Source organism: Tardiphaga sp. 42S5 (genome assembly GCF_034044155.1).
GTDB classification, from domain to species: Bacteria; Pseudomonadota; Alphaproteobacteria; order Rhizobiales; family Xanthobacteraceae; genus Tardiphaga; species Tardiphaga robiniae.
Window position 1 is genome coordinate 1,872,706 of the sequence record NZ_CP139027.1, and the last position, 16,571, is coordinate 1,889,276.

Consider the following 16,571-nt stretch of genomic DNA (forward strand, 5'->3'; position numbering starts at 1 on the left):
CGCCCCGCGCCGCCTGCCTGCCTGTCTTCTCTCCAGTTCCCTAACCAGGACGCATAGGCATGGCCAAGTCCAAAGAACTGACGCCAGGCAAGCGGCGGAACCTCGCCGAGCTGACACGCGGCTTCCGCGGCATCGTTATCTTCCTCTTCCTGATCTCGGGGATGATCAACGTGCTGGCCCTGACCGGGTCGCTTTACATGATGCAGATCTACGACCGGGCGCTCACCAGCGGCAGCATTCCAACGCTCTTGGTGCTCTCGACACTGGCAATTGGACTGTATCTGTTCCAGGGAGCCTTCGACGTGATCCGCTCCCAGGTTCTGGTGCGCGTCGGCGCACGGCTGGACAAGAAAGTGGCGCCGCTCGCGCACCGCGTGGCGATCGATATGCCGCGATTCGGGTTCTCGACGTCTGAGGCGCTTGAGCGCGGGCGCGACGTCGATACGGTGCGTGGCTTCCTCGGAAGTCAGGGGCCGGCGGCGCTGTTTGATCTGCCGTGGATGCCAATTTACTTAGCGTTCATCTACTTCTTGCATCCATTATTGGGCGCTCTGACTTTCGCGGGCGCCTTCGTGCTCACAGTTCTGACGGTTGTCAGCGAAATTCTCACAAAGCGGCTCAGCCTTTCTACCCGCAAGGCGGCGATCGTGCGCAACACGATCGCCGACAGCAACGCTCGCAATGCAGATGTCCTCAAGGCGATGGGATTCGCCGGCCGCGCCGTCGGGCGCTTCAACGACGCCAACGGCGATCATCTGGAACTGCAAACCAAGGCCAACGATATCACCGGCACATTCGCCGCCGTGTCCCGGGTGCTGCGTATGCTGTTGCAGTCAGCGGTGCTTGGTCTCGGTGCATATCTGACGATCAAGAACGAACTCTCGGCGGGTGCGATCATCGCCTGTTCGGTAGCGTCTGCGCGTGCCCTGGCGCCGGTGGACCTGGCGATTGGCAACTGGAAGTCCTTCATCGCGGCGCGGATGGCCTATCAGCGGCTTCGCGATACGGTGGTGGCCTTAACGTCCGTCGATCAACCGATGCAGCTTCCCGTGCCGAGCCGACGTCTTAGCGTTGAAAAAGCGACGGTTGCGGTCCCAGCCTCGGGCCAAGTAATCCTGAGCGATATCAGCTTTGAACTCGAGGCCGGGCAGGCGCTCGGCATCATTGGTCCCAGCGCCGGGGGCAAGACCACCCTGGTGCGAGCCCTGACCGGCATCTGGCCCGTGCTACGCGGCAACGTCCGGCTGGATGGCGCTGATCTCACTCAATGGCGCGAGGACGAAATCGGCCAGCACATCGGCTATCTGCCACAGGAAGTCAGCCTGATGGACGCTACCATCGAGGAGAACATCTGCCGGTTCGAACCGGCCCCGGACTATCGCAAGGTTGTCGCCGCTGCCCGGGCCGCCGGTGTTCACGACATGATCGTGAAGATGCCCGACGGCTATCGCACCGAGCTTGGGCCGCAGGGCGCGGCGCTCTCGGCGGGACAGCGGCAGCGGGTCGCTCTGGCGCGTGCCCTCTATGGCAATCCGTTCATCGTTATCATGGACGAACCCAATTCGAATCTGGATGGGGAAGGTGAGGAGGCCCTGACAAAGGCGATCGAGGGTATCAGTGCGCGCGGCGGGATCACTATCGTCATTGCCCATCGGCCGAGCGCGCTGGTCGCGGTCGGCCTGGTCGCGATTGTACAGAACGGACGCCTGGTCGCGTTCGGCGACAAGCACGACATCATGACTCCGGGCCTGCGGCCGGCCGCAACTTCAGCTTCCGAGGCTGTCCCTGTCCCGAACGAACCAGCATTCAACGTCGAGGCGCGGAGGCCAGCATGATCACCGTAAAGGCTCTCACGCAGCAAGCGCATCCAAAGCAGACGTCGCGCGAGGATTTTGTCGAGCAGCAGAATGGCAAGCGCAGCATCATCCCCCTTGCCTTTCTGCTCTTCCTTACCGCATGCGCGGCATATCTAAAGAGCTTTTTGCCAATCCGGCTCGAAGCCCGGGACGATAAGGAGGAGCGGGAAGACGACGAGACCAAGCAAGGCGCACCCGAGCAGGACACCGTTATCGGTAGCGGAGATAGCGAGGACGCCACCCCGGTTCTTGCGAAATCGTCAGACAGCGTGAGCCCGCTTCGCATTTCGGCGCCATTGGATGCCGCATTTTCGGAAAACGAGAGCCGGGACCCCAAGGAGTCCGTAAGGCCGCCGGTGGTTCGGGTAGATACAGGCTCATTCGCCGACGAAATGAAGACCGCGACCGTTCATCGTTCGCCTGGCCAGTCTTCGCCGGGAAGTGGCGGCGGCGGAGGAGGTGGCGGAGGAGGTGGCGGCCAGAGTCCTGAGCCGCTGCAGCGACTTGGTGTGGTCGACAAGCCTCCTGCTCTTGAGCCCGGGCCGACGGATGCGGATCAAGCCCGCAACCGCGCGCCACGGGTAACAGGACCAGTGCGTCTGCAAGACATGGTTGGCTGTCAGACGTTCCTGATACCACTGCTGGCGTTGCTCTCCGGAGCCTCGGACGCAGACGGAGATTCCCTCACAGTAGTCGGTTTGTCGTCCTCATCGGGAACACTCACCCGGACGTCAGACGTCGAATGGGAATTCGTCCGCAACGGTTCCATGACTGGCGATGTGACGCTCACCTACACGATTAGCGATGGTCACGTGTCCGTTGTTCAGACCGCATATTTCCGTATAGTCGAAGCGCCCCCTATTTTCGGTACTACAGGCGACGACAGCCTGCTCGGCACGCATTGCGCCGACACCATTCTTGGCGGGGATGGCAACGACAATATTGATTCACGCGAGGCGGCTGATCGCATCACTGGTGATGCAGGCGATGACCACATTGTGTCCGGCTCTGGCAACGATATCGTCTATGCGGGCGCGGGGGAGGACATCGTATTCGCTGGCGCCGGCAATGACATCGTGTTCGGCGGATCGGGAAACGACTTTCTGTTCGGCGAAGATGGCGACGACACGTTGACGGGCGATGAGGGAAACGATGTCATCTTCGGCGGGGCAGGAAACGATCTCCTGCTGGCGGGCGAAGGAGACGATAAGGCCGAGGGAGGCGACGGAACCGACACACTCTATGGCGGCACCGGTAATGACAAGCTCTCAGGTGGGGCAGGTCGCGATGTTATTGTCGCAGAAGCTGGCAACGACCTGTTGGAAGGCGGAGACGATAGCGATGTTCTTTCCGATGGTGGCGGATCCGACGCGGTTTGGGGCGGTGCGGGCGACGACTACCTGATCGCTGCAGCGGACGCGGCCGCCGATATTTATGCAGGCGATACAGGATTCGACACGCTCGATTATTCCGCATCTTCAGCGGGCATCGTGGCCGACCTGACGGCCAAGACCGTGACCGGCAACGACGTGGGGCGCGACGAGATCTCTAGTATTGAGAAAATCATCGGGGGATCAGGCAGCGACCGCATTTCCGCCGATGCGTTGGAGGCAGTCTGGATGGATGGCGGCGCGGGAGACGATGTGCTGTATGGCGGATCCGGCGATGATCTGCTCGCTGACGGAGCAGGGCGCGATATGGCTCATGCCGGCGAAGGATCTGATCGGGTGGTTGCCGCTGCTGATGCATCCAGTGACGACTACAGCGGCGGTGATGGGCACGATACCCTGGATTATTCATCCGCCACGCTGAGCGTGACGATTGATCTAAGGCGCGGCACCGCTAGCGGGGCCGACGTGGGTGAGGATCTCATCGCCGACTTCGAGGAGGTTATCGGCGGGTCGGGCAACGACTGGCTTATCGCTGGTACGGGTGACGTCTCCATGAGCGGAGGAGCGGGTGACGATACTTTTGAATTCTATCAGCGGAGCGAAGGCGATCAATCAGCCATGACCGTACGTAAGATTACCGATTTCACAGTTGGCGACCGGATCGTCGCCGCAACCTACGAAATCAGCTATTTTGGAGAAGTTGGTGCCGAGTCCGTAGCCGACCTATTCGACGACATTTACCTATCTGGCGAAGTTGACAATCGCCCGATTCGTTTTCGGTTTGAGAACCGTGACGCCGGCGTCGATGTCACATTGGTCGACGTTCATGATCGCCCTGACGCGGACGATTTCTATTCGATTGAATTGCTCGGACATCACCATCTCCAATTTTCTGCTATCACCTGATTCAGTGTGGAACTAATTATGAAGCATCAGAATCTAGATCATTTCTCTGGAGCAGCCTCAATTGGCTCTAAGGCCACAGTCCCGGACGAAAGGACTTTCCGGCTTTGGCCCAGAATGGTTGCTGGCTTGGTGCTTGTTGTAGCTTTGATCGTGGGACTGGGAGGCTGGGCGGCGCTCGCACTCTTGGAGGGCGCGATTGTCGCTTCCGGGGTTGTGAAGGTCGATCAAAACCTCAAGGAGGTACAGCATCGGGACGGCGGCATCGTCAAGTCGCTTGCGGTCCGACAAGGTGATCTCGTCCAAGAAGGGCAAGTGCTTGCCACGCTAGACGACGTTCAGATCAAGGCGGAGTTGCTCATAGTGCGCTCACAACTTGGCGAGGCAATGGGCCGGCAAGCTCGCCTGATCGCCGAACGCGATAATTTGGACAGCATCGAATTTCCCACGGATCTCTTCCGTCTTTCGGCCTCTGCCGACAGCGTAGTTCATGGCGAAACGCGATTGTTCGCCGGCAACAAAATCGGCCGAGATAGTCAGAAGGAGCAACTTGGGCTCAGCATTATTCAAACTGGAGAGGAAATTAAAGGAATGGAGGCTCGCCTTGCGGCCAAGGAACACGAGATAGTACTAGTTGGCGCCGAGCGTGATAAAATGGACGGCCTCTTCGAAAAGAAGATCGTTGAGTACACTCGTGTCTACTCAGTTCATCGGGACTGGGCCAGAATACTTGGCGAAAGGGGCGAGATATCGGCCAGTATCGCCAGAGCGAAGGTTCGCGCCAGCGAAATCAAGGTGCAGGTCATTGCTGTTGACCAGAACGCGAGCACCGAAGCTCAGCGTGATCTGCGTACCGTCGATGCTCGGATCTCAGAACTGAGCGAGCGCAAGCTTGCGATCGAGGATCGGCTATCGCGAACCGAAATCAAATCGCCGGTGACTGGCTATATCAATGAACTCTCGGCATTTACAATTGGAGGCGTCATTACGCCAGCCGCGCGCATTGCCACTGTGGTTCCGGAGAGCGCGGAGCTAAAACTTGAAATCAAGATCTCGCCCAATGACATTGACCAGGTTCGTGAAGGGCAGGCCGCGCGTGTTCGTCTCACGGCATTTAACCGTACCACGACGCCGGAAATGAAGGGTTTGTTGGGCATGGTCTCGCCTGCTTCCTCGCGAGACCCCACAACGGGCCAGGAGCATTACATTGCTTACGTCCATTTGCTGAAAACTGAGGACGCGCTAAATCAGTTAAAAGGGATCAGGCTGGTTCCCGGAATGCCCGCGGAAGTCTTTGTGACAACGCAGGAGAGGAGTGCAATGTCATACCTTGTCAAGCCATTTGCTGACCAAATGAACCGGGCGTTTAGAGAGCGGTGAAATATAAGCCTCGGCGTCGCGTTCGCTTACTGTCAATACTGCCCGGGGAGCAAACTTTGGCGAGAACATGATTGATTGCGTCGGTGCACTTACAGTGCATCGAAACGAATATGATCAATGGGCGATCAGAGTCGGCACTGTGATGTTCCTGAGCAATGACCGTGTCACGCCGCCAAAAATGAATTCCCTGGTTCTAGCATGGCTGTAGGCCCCGAGCACGATCAGGTCCGACCCATCGTGGGTCGCGAATTCGCGAATCACGTCGGCGACGGCTTTGCCTTCGGACTGTCGTTGTTCGACGGTGGCGATGACGCCATGCCGGCAGAGATAGTGCGCTACATCGACGCCTGGCTGTTCACCATGGAACGCATTCTTCTTCGGATCAATCACTAGCACGGTCACGGATTGCGCGATCTTCATTAGCGGCAGTGCATCACTAATCGCCCGACGCGCCTCGCGGCTCGCATTCCAAGCAAACAGGATTCTGTTAGCGGCACCGTCGCTGATCCAGCTCTCCGGCACGATCAAAAACGGAACACCAGTCGCCAGCAACATGCCCGCCGGAGTTCCCTGCGCTGGCAGGCCGCCTGGCGACGGATAGCCAACGATGACTAAGTCGCTGTGAAGCGAATGCAGGCGTGCCAGTTCGTCGGCGTTGTTGGCCTCGATGGACCTGAATTCAAAGGTCACGCGCTCGCGGCCGGCTAGGGCCTCGAAACTCTTGATGGCCCCCGCGGCCGCTTCCCGTTCGAACAGGCTATGGCGCTCCACCATTTCGCGCACGGCAACGGCTCCGGCGACGAAGCCATCAGCGGGATTTCGCCGCCAGCCTGTGGGCGCAATGAACACGCCGATCAGGTGCGCGTCGTGCTCAGCGGCAAGGCGGACGGCATAGCGGGTCCGGGCCACGCCTCCTGGCGAAGGGTCGACGAAAACGATCAGAGACTTGAGGGCCATGGTGCCTAACCGGTCACATTCCGCGCCTCGCGCGCCTGCTTTGCCAGTTGCAGTGCAAACGATCTGCCCGGATCACGCTGGCGGGCCAGTCCAGATGCAAGACGGGGCTTTGCTTGTACTGATGTAAGGATGACGTTGACCCTGCCCAGAGGCGGGAGCGACGCCCCGAGATCTATTGCACAGCAGCAGCATGGTCCGGCGGGACTGAACGAAGGCTGAACGAAGGGGACGCATAGCGGGCTTTCCCGGCGTGCGTAACGGTTATTCGTCGAGCTAGATCGTGCATAGTCAAAACCAGATCTTAAGAGCGGACATTCGATCTCACGCAGTCCGCTTCGCCACGTTCGATTCGCATAAGTTTCATTATGGAGTAAACCCTAGATCGGGTGTGGGGGCGTCTAGCGACTAGCTGTGCGAGCTCCCTTCAGGAGCCGAGGCCGCCGACGTCCTCGCCTGCCGCCGCTTCCACTTGACGATCTCGGCTTCTCTAAACAGCGAGACCACAGATCACAGCCGGACGCGATGCTAAATTATTTGGACCGGAGGGATCCAGAAGCACAAGCAACGGTCGGTCTGGCGCTCAACGGGTCTGGTGAGCGTCGGGCCGCTTCATTGCCTCGATCGTAGAGTCTTCGGTATCACCATCTCGCCTATTCTTTCTCTTTCTACGCCAATCTACGATCACCTTGGGAGCGTTGTTGCGCCGCGCCAGTTCCGCCTTTTCTAATCATCCTCATCTGAGGACGCCTTTCACGCGGCCTCTTTGTTGGGGGCGGCGGTGGCAATTCATTCAGCTCAAGCAGAGGCGATCTCGCGCGGCGCGCGCATGCTCCGTAGCGCGCTTGGCCCCGCTATTGCGCGATACCTGGAGGACGCCTCGATCGTCGAGGTGATGCTCAACCCGGATGGCCGGTTGTGGATCGATCGGCTGTCGAGCGGCTTGATCGACACAGGAGAGACCCTCTCGGCCGCTGACGGAGAACGCATCGTTCGGCTGGTGGCGCACCACGTCGGTGCGGAAGTGCATGCTGGTGCGCCGCGCGTTTCCGCCGAACTGCCCGAGACCGGAGAGCGCTTCGAAGGTCTGCTGCCGCCGGTGGTCGCGGCGCCTGCGTTTGCTATCCGCAAGCCAGCGGTAGCCGTGTTCACGCTCGACGACTACGTCGCCGCCGGCATCATGACCTCGGATCAGGCTGAGACCATGCGCAGCGCCGTCGCCGAACGCAGGAACATTCTGGTCGCTGGTGGGACCTCGACCGGCAAGACCACGTTGACCAACGCCCTTCTTGCGGAAGTCGCCAAGACTGCCGACCGGGTGGTGCTGATCGAGGATACGCGCGAACTGCAGTGCAAGGCGCCGAACCTTGTAGCTCTACGCACCAAGGACGGCGTGGTCTCACTGTCAGATCTCGTACGGTCGTCACTTCGTTTGCGACCGGACCGCATCCCCATCGGCGAGGTGCGCGGCGCTGAAGCACTTGATCTCCTGAAGGCGTGGGGCACCGGCCATCCCGGCGGCATCGGCACCATTCATGCCGGGACGGCGCTCGGCGCACTGCGCCGGCTCGAGCAACTCATTCAGGAAGCGGTCATCACCGTTCCGCGCGCCCTGATCGCAGAAACTATCAACATCGTTGCCGTGCTGGCCGGCCGCGGTGCGGATCGTCGTCTCACCGAACTCGCCCGCGTCACCGGGCTCGGACCAGCTGGCGACTACAGCCTTTCACCAGCAGGAGACCTAACATGAGATTTCGTTCATTGCTCTCTCAGCCCGCGATGTTGATCGCCGTGTCGGGAACGGCTCTCTTCGCTGCTGCTCCGGCTTGGGCTGCCGGCTCCAACATGCCGTGGGAGCAGCCGCTCAATCAGATCCTGCAATCGGTCGAGGGGCCGGTCGCCAAGATCATCGCGGTGATCATCATCATCGTCACCGGTCTCACGCTCGCATTCGGCGACTCCTCCGGTGGTTTTCGCCGGCTGATCCAGATCGTGTTCGGCCTGTCGATCGCCTTCGCCGCATCGAGCTTCTTTTTGTCATTCTTTTCGTTCGGCGGCGGAGTCTTGATCTGATGGACGAGCCGGTCGCTGGATTTGTCGCGCCCGTGCATCGCGCGTTGACCGAACCGATCCTGATGGGTGGTGCGCCGCGGGCGGTCGCCATCGTCAACGGCACGCTCGCAGCCGCCCTCGGTCTCGGTCTGCGGCTCTGGATCGCAGGTCTCTTGCTCTGGACGATGGGCCATGCGGCCGCAGTGTGGGCTGCCAAACGTGATCCCGCCTTCGTCGATGTGGTGCGCCGTCATCTGCGCATTCCCGGTCATCTCAACATTTGAGTTTTCGATCATGATGAATCTTGCCGAATACCGCCGCTCCAACACCCGCCTCGCGGATTTCCTGCCCTGGGCCGCATTGGTCGGGGAGGGCGTCGTCCTCAACAAAGACGGTTCATTCCAGCGTACCGCAAGGTTCCGCGGACCGGATCTCGACAGCGCAGTCCCGGCCGAACTCGTCGCCGTCGCTGGCCGCCTCAACAGCGCCTTGCGCCGTCTTGGCTCCGGCTGGGCGGTTTTTGTCGAGGCTCAGCGCCATGCTGCATTCCAATATCCGGCAAGCACATTTCCGGATGTGGCGTCCGCCCTGGTCGATGCCGAGCGGAAAGCCCAGTTCGAGGAGGCGGGAGCTCACTATGAGTCGAGCTATTTCCTCACATTCCTCTATCTGCCGCCGGCCGAGGACGCCGCGCGGGCGGAACGGTTTCTGTATGAGGGCCGCGATAGGACCGAGAACGCCGACGCCCGCGAAGTGTTGCGCGGATTCGTCGACCGCACCGACCGGGTGCTGCAGCTGGTCGAGGGCTTTATGCCCGAATGCGTCTGGCTCGATGACCCGGAGACACTGACGTATCTGCACTCCTGTGTGTCGACGAAGCGCCACCGAGTTCGGGTGCCCGAGATCCCGATGTATCTCGATGCGCTGCTGGCGGATCAGCCGCTGACCGGCGGCCTCGAGCCGATATTGGGTACATCGCATCTGCGCGTTCTCACTGTCATCGGGTTTCCGAGCGCGACGACGCCCGGAATACTCGATGAACTGAATCGTTTGGCATTTCCGTATCGCTGGTCGACGCGTGCGATCATGCTCGACAAGACGGATGCCACCAAATTGCTGACGAAGATCCGCCGGCAATGGTTCGCCAAGAGGAAGTCAATCGCCGCAATCCTCAAAGAGGTGATGACGAACGAGGCATCGACGCTGCTCGACACCGACGCCCACAACAAGGCGATGGACGCCGATGCCGCACTGCAGGAACTAGGCTCCGACCAGATCGGCGAAGCTTATGTCACGGCGACGGTCACCGTATGGGATGACGACCCGCGTGTAGCCGATGAGAAGCTGCGTCTGGTCGAAAAGACGATCCAGGGTCGCGACTTCACCTCAATGACTGAGACGGTGAATGCTGTCGAAGCCTGGCTCGGCAGTTTGCCGGGACATGCCTATGCCAATGTCCGGCAGCCACCGGTCTCGACCCTCAACCTGGCCCACATGATTCCGCTATCGGCGGTCTGGGCCGGCGAGGTGAGGGACCATCACTTCGCGGCACCGCCTCTGCTGTTCGGAAAGGCCGAGGGTTCGACGCCGTTCCGATTTTCTCTCCACGTCGGGGATGTCGGTCATACGCTGGTGGTTGGTCCGACCGGCGCCGGGAAATCGGTGCTGCTGGCGCTGATGGCGTTGCAGTTCCGCCGCTATCCGGGGTCGCAGATCTTCGCCTTCGATTTCGGTGGATCGATCCGGGCGGCTGCCATCGCCATGGGTGGCGACTGGCACGACCTCGGGGGTGCGCTGTCGGATGATGCGTCCGAACCTGTTGCGCTGCAGCCGCTGGCCTGGATTGACGACGCCTCCGAGCGGGGCTGGGCGACCGAATGGATCGCCGCGATCCTTGCGCGGGAAAAAATCGAGATCACGCCGGAGGCCAAGGATCATCTGTGGTCCGCCCTGACGTCATTGGCCTCGGCTCCGATCCAGGAGCGTACACTGACAGGCTTGTCGGTGTTGCTCCAGTCGAGCGCGCTGAAGCGGGCTCTGCAACCTTATTGCCTCGGCGGGCCCTACGGCCGGTTGCTGGATGCCGAACTTGAGCGCTTCGGTGAAGCATCGGTTCAGGCCTTTGAAACCGAAGGATTGATCGGCACCGGCGCGGCCCCCGCAGTCCTAGCCTATCTCTTCCATCGCATAGGAGATCGTCTCGACGGTCGCCCAACCCTGCTCATCGTTGACGAGGGTTGGCTTGCGCTCGATGACGAGGATTTTGCCGGGCAGTTGCGCGAATGGCTGAAGACGTTGCGCAAAAAGAACGCCTCCGTCATCTTCGCCACGCAGTCGCTCTCGGACATCGACGTATCAGGCATTGCGCCCGCCATTATCGAGAGCTGCCCGACCCGCATATTGCTGCCGAACGAGCGCGCGATCGAACCGCAGATCACGGCGATCTATCGCCGCTTTGGTCTCAACGACCGGCAGATCGAATTGTTGAGCCGGGCAACACCGAAGCGCGACTACTACTGCCAATCCCGCCGCGGCAATCGGATGTTCGAGTTGGGGCTGGGCGAAGTCGCGCTCGCTTTTACTGCCGCCTCTTCCAAGATCGATCAGGCCTCAATCGAACGCCTGCTCGTAGAACACGGTCGCGACGGCTTCGTGCCCGCCTGGCTTCGACATCGCGACGCGTCGTGGGCCACTGATCTGATCTCCAATCTCAGCAATCTGGGGCCATTGTTATGAGACGTCTTTGCATTTTTGCTGCGGCGAGCGCCGTCGCCTTGTCGCTTACCGTCACGTCGCCGGCATTCGCGCAGTGGATCGTCTTCGATCCGAACAACTATGCTCAGAATGTCCTGACAGCGGCGCGCGAGCTGCAGCAGATCAATAATCAGATCACGTCGCTGCAAAACCAGGCGCAGATGCTGATCAATCAGGCGAAGAATTTGGCGAGCCTGCCATACTCCTCGCTACAGCAACTTCAATCGTCGATCCAACGTACCCAGCAACTGCTCGCCCAGGCCCAGCGCATTGCCTATGATGTACAGCAGATCGACCGCGCGTTCTCGACCAACTATGCGCCGGTGACGAGCAGCCAATCCAATCAAGCACTCATTACCAACGCGCAATCGCGTTGGCAGAACTCGGTCGCCGCGCTGCAGGACGCCTTGCGAGTGCAGGCCGGCGTTGTCGGCAACCTCGACACCAACCGCACCCAGACGTCGGCGCTCGTAACATCGAGTCAGGGCGCAAGCGGCGCGCTGCAGGCGACGCAGGCCGGCAACCAGATCCTTGCGCTTCAGGCTCAGCAGCTCGCCGATCTCACGGCGACCGTTGCAGCGCAGGGCAGGGCGCAGAGCCTTGAAGCGGCTCAACGCGCGGCGGCGCAGGATCAGGGCCGCGAGCAGCTGCGGCGGTTTCTGACGCCGGGCCAAGGCTATCAATCCTCAAACGTGCAGATGTTTCATTGATGAGCGCGTTCAGTAGGTTCAAACGACTGCCAATTGTTGCAGCAGCCGGATCCATGATGTTGGTGATGGCGGCATGCGCCATCCAGCTCCGCGGTGACGGCGACGAAGCTTCGTCAAACCCGGCCGGCCCACAGACCGCGGGGACGCCCGCTTCCAGCCTCGCGCGCTGCCAAACGGTTAAGCCGGAGCAAACAGCAACCTACGACTACTGTCGCCGGATCTGGGCTGAGAACCGACGCCGGTTTTTCGGTCAGAAGGGAAGTGCGGCGGCCCCCGCTGGCAGTGATGCGCCCTCCAGCCAACCGTCTGAGTTGCCGCCAAAGGATCAGAGCCGGATGCCGCAAGGTTATCCGTCGGTGGCCCTCCCGGAGAGCGAGTAAGCCATGACCGGCACCGGCGTGATCGATCAGTTCCTCGATACCTATACCCGCTATATCGATTCTGGCTTCGGCCTTCTGGGCAGCGAAGTTGGCTTTCTTGCAACGACGTTGGCTGCAATCGACATTACCCTCGCGGCTTTGTTCTGGAGCTGGGGCACCGATGACGATCTGATCGCACGGCTCGTCAAAAAGACTCTGTTCGTCGGCGTCTTCGCCTATCTGATTGGCAACTGGAATAGCCTTGCGCGTATCGTGTTCGAGAGCTTTGCCGGTCTCGGGCTGAAAGCCTCCGGCACAGGCCTGTCATCAGCGGACTTCCTGCGGCCGGGACGGATCGCCCAGGTTGGCCTCGATGCCGGCCGGCCGATCCTCGACTCGATCTCAGGTCTGATGGGTTACATCAGCTTCTTCGAAAACTTCGTCCAGATCGTCGTCCTGTTATTCGCCTGGGTCGTGGTGCTGCTCGCCTTCTTCATTCTGGCGATCCAGCTGTTCGTGACCCTTATCGAGTTCAAGCTGACGACACTCGCCGGCTTCGTGCTGATCCCCTTTGGTTTGTTCGGCAAGACCGCATTTGCGGCTGAGCGTGTGCTCGGTAACGTCGTCTCGTCAGGCATTAAAGTCCTGGTTCTTGCCGTCATTGTTGGCATCGGCTCGACACTGTTTACTCAATTCACGTCTGGGTTCAACGGCGGGCAGCCGACCATCGAAGACGCTATGGCGCTGGTGCTGGCGGCATTGTCACTGCTCGGTCTCGGTATTTTCGGTCCTGGGATCGCTAACGGCCTGGTGTCCGGCGGACCTCAGCTCGGCGCGGGTGCCGCGGTCGGAACGGGCCTTGCTGCCGGCGGCATTGTTGTCGCCGGCGCGGGTTTGGCTGCGGGCGGAGCCGGGCTTGCCGGAGGAGCGATAGCAGGAGCCGCGCGAGGTGGCACCGCGCTCACAAGTGGTGCGTCCGCGGCTTATCGCAGTGGCGGCCTCAGCGGTGTCGCCGACGCCGGGCTCTCGGCAGTGGCAAGCCCGCTGCGTCGGGCCGCGGCAACTCTCAGTAACAGCGCTCAATCGGCTGGGCAGGCGCCAACCACAGCGGGCGCGGGTGCCGAGACCGAGAACACCGCGCCGGATGGTCCGCCCGAGTGGGCGCGGCGCATGAAGCGTGCGCAGACCGTCGGCCATGGCGCATCAGCCGTCACCCATGCCGTTCGCTCGGGCGACCATGGCGGAGGCGGCGCATCGATCGATCTCTCTGAAGGAAACCACTGATGTTTAAACGTCCATCCGTTCACTACGGCCGCACGCCCGAGCCGGTCACGCCCTATCAAAAAGCAGCGCAGGTCTGGGATGACCGTATCGGGTCGGCCCGCGTGCAGGCAAAAAACTGGCGATTGATGGCATTCGGATGCCTCGCGCTGTCGACGGGTCTCGCCGGCAGTCTCGTCTGGCAGTCGACTCAAGGCACGATCACGCCTTGGGTGGTCGAGGTCGATCGTCTTGGCCAGGCACAACGAGTGGCACCGGCCAATACAGACTACCAGCCGACAGATCCGCAGATCGCCTACCACCTCGCGCGATTCATCGAGGATGTCCGGGGCCTGCCGGCTGACGCCATCGTGCTGCGTCAGAATTGGCTGCGCGCCTACGACTTCACGACCGATCGCGGTGCTGCCGCCCTCAATGACTACGCCCGCACCAACGATCCCTTTGCCAGGCTCGGCAAAGTGCAGGTGTCGGTCGAGGTATCGAGCGTTATTCGCGCCTCGCCGGAGAGTTTTCGCGTGGCATGGGTTCAGCGTGCCTACGACAACGGGTCTCTCAGTTCGACCGAGCGCTGGACTGCCATTCTCACCGTCGTCATCGAGACGCCGCGCGATGCCGATCGGCTGCGTAAGAACCCCCTTGGCGTCTACGTCCACGCCATCAACTGGTCGAAGGAGCTTGGGCAGTGAATCATGAATTTCGCAATATGGCTTCTCCGCGCCGTACTTCGTGCAGCCGCCCCGTGTGGCTCAGATCAAATGGTCTGGCGCTCGGGAAGGCGATACTTCCGGCCCTGCTGCTTTGCGTTTCGGCTTTGGGTGGTTGCTCCACGTTCAAGCCACCCGAGATTAGTTACGACAGTGATGTTCCGCTATTGCCTTCGCCACCGGTACCTGCCGACGACAAGCCGCGGCCGCTTCATGTTCCACCAGCGTGGAAACCGGCCCTTGGCGGTAAGTCCGGTAGCAAGGAGGAGACCGAGCCGGTGAGCCGGATCGAGACGGCGAACAGTGCGGCTCGAGTCGAACCGCGCAAGAAGGGATATTTTAACGCTGCACAAGTTTACGCCTACAGTCCGGGTGCGTTGTACCAAATTTACGCTGCCCCCGGACAGATCACCGATATCGCGCTCGAGGAAGGCGAACAGCTCACGGGATCCGGCCCGGTCGCGGCAGGCGACACCGTTCGTTGGGTGGTCGGCGATACCGAAAGCGGCAACGGAGATACCCGCCGCGTCCATATTCTGGTGAAGCCCACGCGCGCTTCGATCGAAACCAATCTCGTCATCAACACCGATCGGCGCACCTACCTGATCGAGCTTCGCGCCCGCGAAAAACCCTATATGCCTTCGGTCGCCTGGTACTATCCGGAGGATAGGATGGGAAGGGTGCGGGCCGCGCCTTTGACGCCGGTGCTACCCGATCCGACGCAGCGTCGCTTTCGCTATGCCATCGAGGGCGACGGTCCGCCCTGGCGGCCGCTGACCGCTTATGATGATGGACGCAAGGTTTACATCGAATTCCCGCAGGGCATCGTTCAAGGCGAGATGCCGCCTCTCTTCGTCATTGGCCACGACGGCAAGACCGAGATCGTGAATTACCGTGCCTACGGTAACGTCCTGGTTGTCGACCGGCTCTTTGCTGCCGCGGAGTTGCGGCTCGGTGGCGAGCATCAGCAGAAAGTCCGGATTGTCCGGACCGATGGGAGGCCGTCGTCATGAGCACACTTCAGAGCAATGACAGTAGCGGGCAGCCCGGCGAGCCGAACAGGTCGGAAGAATTGGCGCATGGCTTCCGGTTAAGGGCAGATCATCCACGCGTCACGCGGCTATCCCGTAAGGTTCTGGCAGGAGGGACCGCCGTTGCATTGGTTCTTGTTGGGAGTGCCGTGCTTTGGGCTCTGCAAAGCAACCGCTCCCGCGGACCCGCGCCAGACGAACTCTACAGCACCGATCATCATAACGTCGCTGATGGCCTCGCCGGATTGCCGCGGGACTATGCTGGCGTTTCACGTCAAGTGCCCTCGCTGGGCCCACCGCTTCCTGGTGATCTCGGCAGGCCAATCCTTGCCGCTCAGGGACAGCCGCCAATTACAACCACGACTGGCTTCGATCAAGAGCAACAGCGTCGTGACCAGGAGACCGAAGCCGCACGGGTCAGCCGTGTGTTCGCCTCCACCAATGTCCGCGAGACGACGCCCTCTGCTGCGTTGGCTTCGGGCGTAGACCGAGCCGCCTCATCGTCTATGCCGGGAGCTGACGACGGTTTTGCGCAGAACGGCCAGGATCGCAAACTTGCCTTCGTCAATGCATCGGTTGACCGCCGTACCACAAGCCCTGACCGCGTCACGAAACCAGCTTCTCCGTATGTGGTTCAGGCAGGAACGTTTATTCCTGGGGCACTCATCACCGGCATCCGCTCAGATCTGCCCGGGCAGATCACGGCGCAGGTGACCGAGAATGTTTTTGACACACCTTCCGGTCGCTTGCTGCTTATCCCGCAGGGCGCTCGTTTGATCGGAACCTACGACAGCCAGATCGCGTTCGGTCAGTCACGTGTGCTGCTGGTCTGGACACGCTTGATCATGCCCAACGGCCGTTCGATCGTGCTCGAACGCCAGCCAGGCGCGAATGCAGGCGGCTATGCGGGTCTGGAGGATGAAGTCGACAATCATTGGGGCGCTCTCTTCAAGGCGGCACTCCTGTCGACGCTCCTAGCAGTCGGCAGCGAAGTAGGAGCCGGCTCCGACACCGGCAATAACGGCGACATCATCCAGGCCCTTCGCCGTGGATCGAGCGATAGCTTCAATCGAACTGGCCAGAAGATCGTTGAACGCAATCTCAACATCCAGCCAACGCTGACGATCAGGCCGGGATTTCCAGTTCGCGTGATCGTCAATCGCGACCTCGTACTGGAGCCTTATAGAGGGTGAGGA

General features: G+C 60.9%; 14 protein-coding genes. 13 read left to right on the forward strand and 1 reads right to left on the reverse strand.

Annotated features, from left to right (window positions below; all coding sequences use genetic code 11):
- The first annotated feature begins 59 nt into the window (after nucleotides 1-59).
- The 3 genes from SFY93_RS08715 to SFY93_RS08725 are packed head-to-tail and all read left to right on the forward strand — an operon-like array spanning nucleotide 60 to nucleotide 5,530.
- On the forward strand, nucleotides 60-1,835 hold the full coding sequence (locus tag SFY93_RS08715; RefSeq protein WP_320446777.1) for a type I secretion system permease/ATPase: 1,776 nt from the start codon (nucleotides 60-62) through the stop codon (nucleotides 1,833-1,835).
- Entirely contained in the window at nucleotides 1,832-4,153 is a 2,322-nt protein-coding gene (locus SFY93_RS08720; protein WP_320446778.1) for a cadherin-like domain-containing protein, read from the forward strand. Before SFY93_RS08715 ends, SFY93_RS08720 begins: the two co-directional genes overlap by 4 nt.
- Nucleotides 4,154-4,171: 18 nt before the next feature.
- Nucleotides 4,172-5,530: an HlyD family type I secretion periplasmic adaptor subunit gene (locus tag SFY93_RS08725; protein WP_320446779.1), complete on the forward strand. Its 1,359-nt coding sequence runs from the start codon at nucleotides 4,172-4,174 to the stop codon at nucleotides 5,528-5,530.
- A gap of 114 nt (nucleotides 5,531-5,644) precedes the next feature.
- Here SFY93_RS08725 and SFY93_RS08730 read toward each other — a convergent pair whose 3' ends face one another.
- On the reverse strand, nucleotides 5,645-6,487 hold the full coding sequence (locus SFY93_RS08730; protein ID WP_320446780.1) for a universal stress protein: 843 nt from the start codon (nucleotides 6,485-6,487) through the stop codon (nucleotides 5,645-5,647).
- An 826-nt stretch (nucleotides 6,488-7,313) separates the two neighbouring features.
- On the opposite strand from SFY93_RS08730, the gene trbB reads away from it, so the two are divergent.
- The 10 genes from trbB to SFY93_RS08780 all read left to right on the forward strand — a co-directional run bounded on the left by trbB (nucleotide 7,314) and on the right by SFY93_RS08780 (nucleotide 16,568).
- Nucleotides 7,314-8,234: a P-type conjugative transfer ATPase TrbB gene (trbB, locus tag SFY93_RS08735; protein WP_320447726.1), complete on the forward strand. Its 921-nt coding sequence runs from the start codon at nucleotides 7,314-7,316 to the stop codon at nucleotides 8,232-8,234.
- Entirely contained in the window at nucleotides 8,231-8,557 is a 327-nt protein-coding gene (locus tag SFY93_RS08740; RefSeq protein WP_414717092.1) for a TrbC/VirB2 family type IV secretion system protein, read from the forward strand. Before trbB ends, SFY93_RS08740 begins: the two co-directional genes overlap by 4 nt.
- Nucleotides 8,557-8,820, forward strand: coding sequence for a VirB3 family type IV secretion system protein (locus SFY93_RS08745; protein ID WP_320446781.1), 264 nt, complete (start codon nucleotides 8,557-8,559; stop codon nucleotides 8,818-8,820). Before SFY93_RS08740 ends, SFY93_RS08745 begins: the two co-directional genes overlap by 1 nt.
- A 10-nt stretch (nucleotides 8,821-8,830) precedes the next feature.
- The gene (gene trbE, locus SFY93_RS08750) at nucleotides 8,831-11,272 is read left to right on the forward strand and encodes a conjugal transfer protein TrbE (protein WP_320446782.1); all 2,442 of its coding nucleotides are present in this window, start codon (nucleotides 8,831-8,833) and stop codon (nucleotides 11,270-11,272) included.
- Nucleotides 11,269-12,000, forward strand: a complete 732-nt coding sequence (gene trbJ / locus SFY93_RS08755) for a P-type conjugative transfer protein TrbJ (protein WP_320446783.1) — start codon at nucleotides 11,269-11,271, stop codon at nucleotides 11,998-12,000. The genes trbE and trbJ overlap by 4 nt, the downstream gene beginning before the upstream one ends.
- Before the next feature lie 65 nt (nucleotides 12,001-12,065).
- Nucleotides 12,066-12,380, forward strand: a complete 315-nt coding sequence (gene trbK-alt / locus SFY93_RS08760) for a putative entry exclusion protein TrbK-alt (RefSeq protein WP_414717136.1) — start codon at nucleotides 12,066-12,068, stop codon at nucleotides 12,378-12,380.
- Between the two features lie 3 nt (nucleotides 12,381-12,383).
- The gene (trbL, locus tag SFY93_RS08765) at nucleotides 12,384-13,643 is read left to right on the forward strand and encodes a P-type conjugative transfer protein TrbL (protein ID WP_320446785.1); all 1,260 of its coding nucleotides are present in this window, start codon (nucleotides 12,384-12,386) and stop codon (nucleotides 13,641-13,643) included.
- Entirely contained in the window at nucleotides 13,643-14,326 is a 684-nt protein-coding gene (gene trbF, locus SFY93_RS08770; protein ID WP_320446786.1) for a conjugal transfer protein TrbF, read from the forward strand. The genes trbL and trbF overlap by 1 nt, the downstream gene beginning before the upstream one ends.
- A gap of 17 nt (nucleotides 14,327-14,343) precedes the next feature.
- On the forward strand, nucleotides 14,344-15,357 hold the full coding sequence (trbG, locus tag SFY93_RS08775; RefSeq protein WP_414717137.1) for a P-type conjugative transfer protein TrbG: 1,014 nt from the start codon (nucleotides 14,344-14,346) through the stop codon (nucleotides 15,355-15,357).
- Nucleotides 15,354-16,568, forward strand: coding sequence for a TraB/TrbI/VirB10 family type IV secretion system protein (locus tag SFY93_RS08780; RefSeq protein WP_320446787.1), 1,215 nt, complete (start codon nucleotides 15,354-15,356; stop codon nucleotides 16,566-16,568). The genes trbG and SFY93_RS08780 overlap by 4 nt, the downstream gene beginning before the upstream one ends.
- Nucleotides 16,569-16,571 lie beyond the last annotated feature (3 nt).

What these genes read in the sequence shown, in the direction of transcription:
- SFY93_RS08730 (WP_320446780.1), bottom strand. Translation starts at nt 6,487, where the DNA reads ATGGCCCTCAAGTCTCTGATCGTTTTCGTCGACCCTTCGCCAGGAGGC.
- SFY93_RS08715 (WP_320446777.1), top strand. Translation starts at nt 60, where the DNA reads ATGGCCAAGTCCAAAGAACTGACGCCAGGCAAGCGGCGGAACCTCGCC.
- SFY93_RS08780 (WP_320446787.1), top strand. Translation starts at nt 15,354, where the DNA reads ATGAGCACACTTCAGAGCAATGACAGTAGCGGGCAGCCCGGCGAGCCG.
- trbK-alt (WP_414717136.1), top strand. Translation starts at nt 12,066, where the DNA reads ATGGCGGCATGCGCCATCCAGCTCCGCGGTGACGGCGACGAAGCTTCG.
- SFY93_RS08720 (WP_320446778.1), top strand. Translation starts at nt 1,832, where the DNA reads ATGATCACCGTAAAGGCTCTCACGCAGCAAGCGCATCCAAAGCAGACG.
- trbG (WP_414717137.1), top strand. Translation starts at nt 14,344, where the DNA reads ATGGCTTCTCCGCGCCGTACTTCGTGCAGCCGCCCCGTGTGGCTCAGA.
- trbE (WP_320446782.1), top strand. Translation starts at nt 8,831, where the DNA reads ATGATGAATCTTGCCGAATACCGCCGCTCCAACACCCGCCTCGCGGAT.
- trbJ (WP_320446783.1), top strand. Translation starts at nt 11,269, where the DNA reads ATGAGACGTCTTTGCATTTTTGCTGCGGCGAGCGCCGTCGCCTTGTCG.
- trbF (WP_320446786.1), top strand. Translation starts at nt 13,643, where the DNA reads ATGTTTAAACGTCCATCCGTTCACTACGGCCGCACGCCCGAGCCGGTC.
- SFY93_RS08745 (WP_320446781.1), top strand. Translation starts at nt 8,557, where the DNA reads ATGGACGAGCCGGTCGCTGGATTTGTCGCGCCCGTGCATCGCGCGTTG.
- trbB (WP_320447726.1), top strand. Translation starts at nt 7,314, where the DNA reads ATGCTCCGTAGCGCGCTTGGCCCCGCTATTGCGCGATACCTGGAGGAC.
- trbL (WP_320446785.1), top strand. Translation starts at nt 12,384, where the DNA reads ATGACCGGCACCGGCGTGATCGATCAGTTCCTCGATACCTATACCCGC.
- SFY93_RS08740 (WP_414717092.1), top strand. Translation starts at nt 8,231, where the DNA reads ATGAGATTTCGTTCATTGCTCTCTCAGCCCGCGATGTTGATCGCCGTG.
- SFY93_RS08725 (WP_320446779.1), top strand. Translation starts at nt 4,172, where the DNA reads ATGAAGCATCAGAATCTAGATCATTTCTCTGGAGCAGCCTCAATTGGC.